5 protein-coding genes are annotated in these 9947 nt (G+C 57.4%); all 5 read right to left on the reverse strand.

Annotation, left to right across the window (positions count from 1 at the left end; all coding sequences use genetic code 11):
* Positions 1-112: 112 nt before the first annotated feature.
* From ACOVRJ_RS12260 to mobA, 5 genes are read right to left on the reverse strand one after another with little or no spacing between them, the layout of a single operon-like run.
* Positions 113-370 carry a type II toxin-antitoxin system Phd/YefM family antitoxin gene (locus ACOVRJ_RS12260; protein WP_422044128.1) on the reverse strand — a complete coding sequence of 86 codons (258 nt, stop codon included), beginning with the start codon at positions 368-370 and terminating at the stop codon, positions 113-115.
* Between the two features lie 44 nt (positions 371-414).
* Positions 415-2079 (reverse strand): AAA family ATPase, encoded by a 1665-nt coding sequence (locus tag ACOVRJ_RS12265; protein ID WP_422044129.1) that lies wholly within the window; start codon positions 2077-2079, stop codon positions 415-417.
* Entirely contained in the window at positions 2076-5834 is a 3759-nt protein-coding gene (locus ACOVRJ_RS12270; RefSeq protein WP_422044130.1) for an Eco57I restriction-modification methylase domain-containing protein, read from the reverse strand. Before ACOVRJ_RS12270 ends, ACOVRJ_RS12265 begins: the two co-directional genes overlap by 4 nt.
* Positions 5824-9201, reverse strand: coding sequence for a helicase-related protein (locus ACOVRJ_RS12275; protein WP_422044131.1), 3378 nt, complete (start codon positions 9199-9201; stop codon positions 5824-5826). Before ACOVRJ_RS12275 ends, ACOVRJ_RS12270 begins: the two co-directional genes overlap by 11 nt.
* 52 nt (positions 9202-9253) lie before the next feature.
* Positions 9254-9862: a molybdenum cofactor guanylyltransferase MobA gene (mobA, locus tag ACOVRJ_RS12280; RefSeq protein ID WP_422044132.1), complete on the reverse strand. Its 609-nt coding sequence runs from the start codon at positions 9860-9862 to the stop codon at positions 9254-9256.
* Positions 9863-9947: the final 85 nt, after the last annotated feature.

Genomic DNA, 9947 nt, shown 5'->3' on the forward strand with positions numbered 1-9947 from the left:
TACGGCTTGAACAGGTTGAGCAGCGGAACGCCGAAGGCTTTGAAGTCGGCAAGGTTTCGGGTGGCCCTCGGGGACACGGAAACGACGTTGGTGTCCAGCAAGACCTCCCCGCTCACTTTGCAGGCGCAGGTGCGCGCCGGCGAGCATGGCCACGGCTTGGCGGCACCCACTCAGCGCGCGCTTGATCGGCCAGAAGCAGTTCCTTCAGCGATGGCCGAGCAGCCGCCTGCAGGCGCTGCCACTCGTCCACGGGCACGAGTACAGCAACCTCAGCACCTCTCTTGGTCAACATCTGGGGCCCCTGCGCCAAGCACGTTTCAAGCAGCTCGCTGACCCGGGCCTTGGCTTCCCGAACAGGCCATGTTTTCATACGTCACCTCACGCTGACCAGTGATGTGACCAGATTGCTATCAATCACGTCGCTAGGGCGGCTTCGAGTTGCAAGATCAAGGCAAGCGCGTTCCGCACCTCCTCCTCATAGAGAGGTGGCGTACCGGAGTGTGCTGCGGGGTTGAGGACCCGCTCAGTGCAAGCCAGGATGTCGTCGATGAGCTTGATTTGACGGAGGCGTTCGACGTGTTCGTCCTGGACCAGCCGACGAAGGCGCTCGCGGTTTGTCTTGAGTCGGCCCTTGGTTGCGTTGTCCAGTGCGGCGTTGGTCTCAATGTCGTCGTTGCCCGAAGGAATCAGCAGGTCGCGATGTGCTTCGGGTGTGTTGCGTAGCACTCTCTCGTAGAGCTGCACCGGTAGCTCGGCGAGCACCTTGTTGCGTGCGGCCCGCAATGCTTCGGCCAGTCCAACGAAGTCCTTGGTGGGAATGACTTCAATATGGTCAATGAACCGCTTGGCGGTGTCCTCGCACGCTTTGCGAAGACAGAGCGCGGCCTCATCCAAGTCATTGCCATGAAGATAGTCCTCGGCCTTTTGCACATCAGTCTTCTCGTTCTTGGCCTGGATGTTGGCCGCCGCAGAACCATGAAGCCCCAAAAAGCACCATTCCGGATGGCCTGCCCCGAGCTTGCGCCGGAACTCGCGAAAGAAGCCCAGTTCGTGGGTGAGGATGATCTTTTGGTAGCTGGCGAACGTCTCGGAAAGCAGAATTTCAACGACCTTCATCCGATTGCTCATGTCGAGGCTCACGAGGAGGTCGTCCAGAACCAACAGCTTTAGGTCAGCCTCATGCAGATTGACCAAGGAGGCAGCGAAGCGGACGGAAAGAGCCAGTTGGGTCAGCTTGGCTTCATTCAGAAACGCTTGCGGGCGGTTCACCGTCATGCCGCCCACTTGAATGCCGAACTCAATGACGGGGATCGTGAACTGGAAATCTTTCTTGTTGCTGCCAGATGATGATGGGGCAGTGGTGACCGCCAGCCTCAGCGTCACCTTCGCTGGGTCCCCTGCCGCGAATTGTTCGTCGTAGAACTGCTGCGCCTGCGTGCTTATGGAATCCACGATGCCGGGGAGGATTGCGGCGAACGCAGCTACGTTCATGTGAAACGTGTCGTAGGCATCCGTACCTGCCGCCCCTCTGTGCGCATGAGGGTTCGGATTCGCGTTTCGTACTTTCAGCCAACAGTCCAACGGCACCTGGCCGCGGGTACTTACGCAGAATGGCAAGATTTCAGTTTCGAAAAGAGGCCATAGATTAAACTTCTGAGAGTTGCGGAAGTGGGAGAAGCCGAAGAAGAATCGGTAGGTAATGAAGTCGCTGGCGAGATCGCCCTTAAGGATGACGGGCTGATTGCGGGTTCCGTGAGTCGTCAGGCTTATCTGATACGTCGAGTCATTATTTGTGGCGGCATTACGTAGAGTGAGGGAGATTTCTCCAGGGTGCGGATTGAGTACGCCCTGTTCATGAATGTTGAGAAGATTCTGCGGGTCAGCTGGATCGAAGTACTTGGCGACGCCAGGAGTGGGCTTGCGCGCGCTTTGAAGGAAGGTGTAGAGCGCCCAGTAAAGGGAGGACTTTCCAGAACCGTTTGGGCCATAGACGAGGAGGTGGCGGCCTTCGAGGTCTAGCGTGAATTCCCTGAACGCCTTGAAATTGTGAATATCGATACGGTGGAGTCGGGACTTCATAGCGCGCCCTCGTTTTTCACGACTGCGAGCAGTTCGGGACTATCTGCAGTAATGCGAATTAGGCGATTTCGGATGTTCGATGACGCTGCGTTCAGAGTGCGACAAAGCTCGGTGATGAACACACGCTGTTGGGACACGGCCGCGCTGGCGTCGTAGGTAGATAGGTAAGTAGAAAGATCGCCGAGGAAAAGCAAGTCCCGCTCCGCCATGTGCTCGCGAAAGTAGCACTCCATCACACAAGCATCCGATAGGTCAGCCAGAAATGTACGCTCTGCAACCGCGACCTGTGAATCCGCGGCAAATGAACGGAGTTGACCTAGCGTATCCAAAATCTTTGAGTCATGCTTCTGGATAACGGGAATCGGAATCACTTTGAGTTGGGGTGCCTGAAACGGAAGGTACCCACCACTCATTCTGAGCCCGTCGAAGTACTGCTTATAGGCAAATGCAACAACACTCGAGTGAAGGACAACTGCTAACGAATCCAGGGTCCATCCGTTTGATGGATTTGACGCACAGTTGCAGTTGAGCGCAGCGTATTCACCGTGTCGATCAACAAATCCCTCGAATCGAATTGCCATCTTAGCAATCAATATCTTTGGCGAAGAGTAAAGGTTGCGTCGATTAACGGAGACTTTCGGACCATCAGGCAGAATCGGATGCGACACCGTTTCACGCTGATGGCGTATCGGCTCCTGGTGCCACATATTGCAGAACGGATCAATAGTACCGGTGTTTAAGGTTTTCCAACCCGAGCTTGGAGCCGAGCGAAGCGTGGCTCCAAGTTCCTCTGCCTCAGCTGCCGTCGTTGTTGCCCTGACATGGGCTACATCGTCAAGCGTTTGACAGCCAGCCAAAAGGGATTCCAGAATCTTCAGGGAGGGTGAAAGTAGAAATCCCCAAAGATTTTCTGGGAGAAGCGTCAATGCATCTGAAGACTGCGGAGTAATAAGGTACTCGTCTGCACTGAACTCGGAGTTTCTGGTACTTGGAAGATGTAGTTGAATTTCATAGGACTCTGTCGGGCGACAACGTTCAAGAATCGTGATAACGGGATAAACACTTGCTGATTCGAAGACTGGCAAGTGGCTGACATCCGTCAATGTCCGTATGCGGCTATCGTCCAGAATAAACTGGCGCAATCCTGCGCCGTATGTAGCTGAAAGGAATTTGTTCGGTGAGATATAGGCGAGAATTCCGTTCTGCTTCAGAAACCGAATTCCGGCTTCAAAGAAGGGCACATAAAGATCCCAAGTGCCGGTAGCTGTGCGATAGCGTTGTCGTAGAGTGTCTCGGTAATCACCTCCTCTAAACTTCTTGTGCTCAATTGCGGATTGGTATGGCGGATTCCCGAAAACAATATCGAACCCGCCCGCCAGAGACTTCCCGAACATCCAGTGGGGGTCGAAGAAGTCGGAACTAGCTTGTGGATCGAAAGGATTCCAGTCAGCGACGTGCCGCGCCTTCTTGGGGGCCATCAGACTCTCTGCAAGGAGCCTCCCGAGTTCGTCTCGGAGGCCCTTGAGCCTGCGCTGGACAGCGAGCTTGTGGTCGCGGCGCTGAATGGCGAAGTGGCTGTGGTACAGCAACTCGATCTCGGCCTCGATCTCGTAGACGCGCTGGGGCACCAGTGCCAACTGTTCCATTTCGGGCAAGCCGATCAGGGCGTCGGCGGCAACAAACTTCGTTTCGAGGTTTGGTAGAGGGCGGATGCCGAAGTTGTCCTTCTTGCTGCGGTTGGTGCGCTGATCGCAGACCAGAGAGATGAAGAAACGAAGCTTGGAGATCTGGATGGCGATGGGTTGGACATCCACCCCGTACAGACAGTTCTCGATCAAGTAGAGTTTGCGGCCATAGTCATCTTCGTTGTCAGCGAAGTCGCGCTCGATGGCCGCAATAGCTGCCTCGCGGGCGAAGGCATCAGGGATCTTCGTGGCCGCATCGATCTGAATCTGCTGCCAGCGGGCGTTATCCGGGTCCAGTTTGTGGATGATGTAGACGAGCTTCTGCAACATGCCCATCGGGAACGCACCGGAGCCACATGCTGGATCGAGAATTTTGCACGTATGGATCGCGTCGAGTAGTGCGGTTATCTCGCGCTCGAGGAACGAATGTTGGCGCTCTGTGTATGCGAAGAGGATGTCTAGGCCGGTTCGAGCGTCCTCTTCGCCCATGCCCGCTTTGGTCAGCGCCGCTGTGAGGTGGGCAGATAGCGCCGCATCCACCATGTACTCCACGATGGGGCGCGGGGTGTAGAAAGATCCAGTTTGTTTGCGCGCAGTGCTCTTGGTTTCCTCGTTGTACGAGGCGAGGAGGTTCTCGAATACCTTGCCTAATAGTTCCGGGTCAAGGGCGATCTCTTGATCAATCGGTGTGTTCTCGACGATGGTGAACTTGTACGAATGAAGGATGCGCAGCAAGCCGCGGACCTTCTCGTTCTTCCGCTTTGGTTCACCGTAAGCGTCAGAGAGATCCACTGTCTGCTCTTTGGCGAAAAACAAGCGATTTGGAACCGTTGGGCGCTTCTTCTTGTTTCGCGAGAAACCGTCAACGTAGAGCTTCTTTCCAGTGCTGTCCTCGATACGATCGAGACACTCAAACAAGCCACCGTTTAGAAACGGAACCTCAGCAAAGAGGTCGAGCGCGGCGACCGGATCGCGGAAGTGCTCCTCGTAGCGGTACAGGGTATCCACGCCATAGGTGGCGCGGTTCTTCTGAAACCCCTCGTCGCGTGCGAAGCCGCGATAGGGCTGCCCGCTTTTGTCTTTGCCCATGCGCTGGTTGAGCGTGGCAAAGAACAGGTTCTGCAAGATTGCTTGGTGAAACGTCGATGCATCGGGCGACTGATCGTTCAGGATACGCTTCAGTTCCGCCTCAACGAAAAGCTTCTCGGGGACAAGGCCCTTTTCCTTCAAAAACCAGCAGAAGATGAGCCGCGTGAGCAGGCGGATGAGTGAGGTGGCCCGGCGCCTCCCGTCATCTTTCTCAGTATCGGACGGGAAGTCGACCTGCGGCAGCGCCCAGAAGTACCAGTTCGCCAGTTCGCGATAGAAACGCTTGTTCAGCAGTTCGACGTTGAAGATCTCCTCCCAGGCGGCGTGAAGGTTGTCGAAGCTGTCGATCGGAATGCGCTGGGGATGGACGAGGTTGGGAAAGGCAAACGAGGAAAGGATGTCGAGGTGCCCCCGATGGGGTTGGGTGAGCCTAATATCGCGAATGATCGTGACCTTGCCAAGGACGTCTTTGGAAGTCTCACGCTTGTGTTGGCGCCGATTGATGACCGTGATGGATAGCACCGGTTCTTTGTCCACAAGGTGCTTGATGAGCACCATGACGGGCATAGGAAAGACGCGGTTGATCTGTCGCGCAATGCCCGTGAGCTTGCTGCGCGTGTAGTTGCCGCCGTTGAGTTCGATGGCGAAGAAGACATATGACCTCAGGAGACCGGGGTGGACGGTCGTGTCTTGGAACAAACTGGCGTGGCGGGACAATTCCTCATCGGTGAGTTGAAACAATAGATCGGCCGACTTCCAGTCGGCAAACAGTGCCTTTGCTTCACTGAACTCGCTGCCACTGGCTTGTGAGCGCACCAACTCAAGAAAGGTCTGTGGGTTGGAACTGCCCAGGTTCAACGTTCGGTCAGAGCTGTAGCCAAGGGAACCAAGAAGCTGGGTGGCGGCTAGGCGAAGCGGCTGCTGCGAGAAAGTGGCAAGCGCTGCAAGAACTGTCTCGCGAGAATCGATTTCAGTGGTCATGGTTCTCTTCGGCGTCGGCGATGACGAGCCAGGTAACGAGATCGAAGTCGTCGCCGCTGGACGTTGGCGCCTCACTGTTCTTGGGCAGTACGGCGCCACGTTCCGAGAACAGCGAGGTAGCGGCTCGTCGCTGGAAGGTCCTCTCAATCGAAGCTAGAACTTTTTGCAGCAAGCCGTCGTGATGGCTCATGTCTGCGCCACCTTGCGTGCGCTCATCGAAGACATCACACAGCTTCTCGAAGGCTGCCGCTTCCCCCGCTGCCAGGTCTCGGAGCAAGAGGATGGCCTCTTTGGGCTGAGCGAAACTGAAACGGACGGTGCCGTCGTCGTGCACGTAGACAAGGTAGTAGGGAGCGAGCGGATTGAGCTTGCTCGCGTCGACATGTTGCCCCGATGAAGCGGGGCGTGCCCCTATAGCTGCGCGCTGGCGAAGACAGAAGATGGCGCCCGGGCGCCCAGCGGTAAACAAGTCTGTCTTGGGGGGCACAACCGCGTACAGGCCCTCCCCTGCTTCTTCTAGCTCTACGCGGTTTGCCTCCAGATAGCGCAGAAGATCAAGCCGGAACTCATCCAGCGAGAAGTCGGTGAGCGACACAGAGTCGTCCAGATCCTCGAGGTCGAGGACCTCATCCTTCAGTCGTTTGAGCTGGCGATCGCGGAAGAGCAGATCGTCCTTGATGAGGTCTTCAAGTTGGCTTGGATCGAGGAGATTGTCCGTTTGCGTGGCGGCAAGGTCCACCAGCGCCATGCGCGCTTCGACGCGAAGCTTGATCCCGAGGTAGTGATCCAGGTCAGCTACCGGCCAGAAGTTGACAAGCTGCACAGCATCGTTGCGAGAGCCGATGCGATCGATACGCCCGAAACGCTGAATGATGCGGACCGGATTCCAATGGATGTCGTAGTTGATGAGAAGGTCGCAGTCCTGGAGGTTCTGGCCCTCGCTAATGCAGTCCGTCGCGATGAGCAGGTCAATCTCCGCCGCTTGGTCCGGGAAGCGGGACGACTGTTCGGCTCGGCGCTTCGCCACTGGCGAGAAGTTCGTAAGGATGTCGTCATAATCCGTGCGCCCCAGTGAAGCGGCATTACCGCCGTCCCCACAAACCAGACCCGTGTGAATCTTCAGATCTTGTTGCGCCCACTGATCTAGGTTGGCGTACAAGTAGCGAGCTGTGTCGGCGAAGGCAGTGAACACGAGCACCTTCTTCTTGCTCTTGCCGTCGTGATCGATGGTTGGGTGAAGAACTTTGTTCTGAATGAAACCCTTCAGCTCGGCGAGCTTTCCGTCCCGCTTGGGCGTGACTGACTGGGTCTTCTCCAACAAAAACTGCAGTTGAGTCCGGTCGTTCCGAACGGCCTTTAGCCATTCCGGAAGTTTGATATGGGCGAGGTGGATTCGGCGGCGGCCACCGATGGTGAAGTCTTCTGGATCGAAATCCGGGTCTTCGATTTGGTCTGGCGTCAGCGCGTCGTAGTCGAGGTGCGGGTTGTCGTCGAGGTGCTTCTCGAAGGCCGATATGCGGTTCTCCAGCACATCTATCTTCGCAATGGTCCTCTGCAGAGTCAGCCTGAAGGAGTCCACTGAACTCTCCAGCCGCTTGAGGAAGTTGATCTTCATCATTGCGATGAGGATGCGTTCGCGACCTTCTTGGGTGAATCCGCCGAGGATCTTGTTCTGATACGCGGCGCGTACGTCCGCCGGTAGGTCGTCCCTTAGTTTGCTGGTCGGGTGGTAGAGGGCCAAACTCAGCGCGGTGATCTCCTTGTCAAGTTGTTCGAAAGACAGAAACCTCTCCTGCAAGTCAATGACTGCGTGCACCGCTTTCGGTGCAGGGCGGCGAGGGAAGCCTCCAAGGGCCTTCATCTCCTTCGCGTAGTACGACGCGATCTGCCTGCGCGATCGCGCAATGCTCAGTCCGTCCAAGAGCTTGAAGAAGTCGCCGCCGATCGCGGAGATGAGGTCACTGGTCTTTCGCTGCTCAGGCGGTCTCTTCGCCCAATTGGTGAAGTGCGTCTGCGCCTGCTGCGACGTTTCCTTGACCGATTGGATGCCCAGCTTCTCGGCGAACGCCGCGTCGGCAACCGCGCTGCGCGCTACGTCACCACCGGCAATGAAGGAAATCTGGTTGCGCAGATCGGCCAACTGGTTGTTCACTGGCGTCGCTGACAGCAACAAGACCTTCGTCCGTACGCCAGCAGACACGATGTCTTGCATCAGCCGCTGGTAGCGGCTCATTCGCTCGGTCGTGTCCCCTGGACGTTGGGCCGCGAGTTTGTTGTTACGGAAGTTGTGTGATTCGTCGATGACAACCAGGTCGTAAGCGCCCCAGTTGAGACAGTCCAACTCAAGGCCGTTGACGTTGCCTGAGTCCCGAGAGAGGTCTGTATGGTGAAGAACGTCGTACCGGAACTTGTCTTCCGAGAACGGATTGAGCGAGCTGGGGTTGCGGTAGATCGTCCAGTTGCGGCTCAGCTTCTTCGGGCACAGTACAAGCACGCGCTCGTTACGCAGCTCGAAGTACTTGATCACGGCCAAAGCAGTGAACGTCTTGCCCAACCCCACGCTGTCGGCAAGGATGCAGCCGTTGAAGTCGAGGATCTTGTTGATAGCCGCTTTGGCGCCATCCTTCTGAAACGAGTACAGCTTTTGCCAGACGTTCGTGTCGGGCAGCGCAACACGCCGCAGGCTGTCGTCAACGTCGCGTGTTCCATCGAGGTATTGCCGAAAGAGATGGAACAGTGTGAGGTAGTAGATGAACTGCGGCGACTGGTTTGCATAGAGCTTCTGAAGATCGCGCAGCACGTCTTGCTTCACGTCTTTCACCAATCGCCGATCGTTCCAGACTTCAGAGAACCACTGCTTGAGCTCTTGACGATCCCGACTACTGTCAACGATGAGGTTCAGTTCGATGTTGCTGTTGGCGCCGCTCAGGCCAAGCCCCCGAACGGTGAAGTTCGAACTGCCCAGGATCGCCTCTTCAACCCCGGCCGTCGCGATGTGATACATCTTGCCGTGCAGTAGGTTCGACTGCCTGATCGTCCTGATGTCGACCTTCTTCTCTATCCACTCGGCACATTCCCTCGCTACGCGCTTCTGGCCCAGCCGGTTGGCGACGCGCAGCCCGTCTGTATCGATGACGAAATTCTTCTTCTCGGTCTTGCTGGGGTCTAGACGATTTACGTATGAGGGCTCGCCGAAGAGAAAGTCCAGATGGGCTACGCGGTCGAGGCTTTCCTTGAGCGCGTCGTAGGCATAGATCGTGAAGTAGGCCGAGACCACTGAAAGGTGTGAGCCATCGCGGATCTTGTCGACTAAGAACTCTGCGACGGTGCCCCGGGTGTAGTTGTCTCTGACGCCTGTGTTGTTCATTGTTGTACCCGTGCCGGCGGACGCAACGCTGGATTCTTTCTGCTGAGCCGCCTCACCCCAACTTCCTCAACTCCTCCATCGTATTCGCATTGAAGAATTCCGCGCTGTCGTCGAACACGACGGTGGCGCAGCGGTGCTGCGCGGTCCAGCGGTCGATCTTGCGCTGGCCGCTGTCCAAGAAAGCTTGCATGCTCTCCAGCAGGCTGGACTTGAGCAGGCAGAACACGGGCTGCACCTGCACCACTGTCTGGCCCTGTTCGTCGGGCTCCCGGGTGGCGGCCATGGCGATCTCGGCGTCTTCGGCTTGCGCGGCAGCGGCCAGGCGTTCCACCAGATCGTTGGGGAAGTTCGGGGTGTCGCAGGGCACGGTCACCAGCCAGGGGGTTTCGCAGTGCTCCAGGCCCACCAGCATGCCGGCCAGGGGGCCGGCGAAGTCGGCTTGGCTGTCGGGCCACACGGGCACGCCCATGGATTCGTAGGCGCCCAGGTTGCGGTTGGCGTTCAGCATGGCCGAGCCCACCTGCCCTTGCAGGCGCAGCAGGCTGTGCAGGGCCAGCGGCATGCCCAGGTGGTTCTGCAGGCCCTTGTCCACCCCGCCCATGCGGCTGCCGCGGCCGCCGGCCAGCACCAGGCCGGTGATGTCTTCTGCGGGGATGGGCATCACGTCTCCAGCATGTCGAAGGCCTGGGTTTCCACCTGCACGAAGGCGCGGGTCATGGCGGCCACGGCGCGCCAGGTGTGGGCCC

Source organism: Roseateles sp. (assembly GCF_049240545.1).
Taxonomy (GTDB): domain Bacteria; phylum Pseudomonadota; class Gammaproteobacteria; order Burkholderiales; family Burkholderiaceae_C; genus Paucibacter_A.

Bases quoted from the DNA above. Each gene is read 5' to 3' on its own strand.
- ACOVRJ_RS12265 (WP_422044129.1), bottom strand. From the start codon at position 2,079: ATGAAGTCCCGACTCCACCGTATCGATATTCACAATTTCAAGGCGTTC.
- mobA (WP_422044132.1), bottom strand. From the start codon at position 9,862: ATGCCCATCCCCGCAGAAGACATCACCGGCCTGGTGCTGGCCGGCGGC.
- ACOVRJ_RS12260 (WP_422044128.1), bottom strand. From the start codon at position 370: ATGAAAACATGGCCTGTTCGGGAAGCCAAGGCCCGGGTCAGCGAGCTG.
- ACOVRJ_RS12275 (WP_422044131.1), bottom strand. From the start codon at position 9,201: ATGAACAACACAGGCGTCAGAGACAACTACACCCGGGGCACCGTCGCA.
- ACOVRJ_RS12270 (WP_422044130.1), bottom strand. From the start codon at position 5,834: ATGACCACTGAAATCGATTCTCGCGAGACAGTTCTTGCAGCGCTTGCC.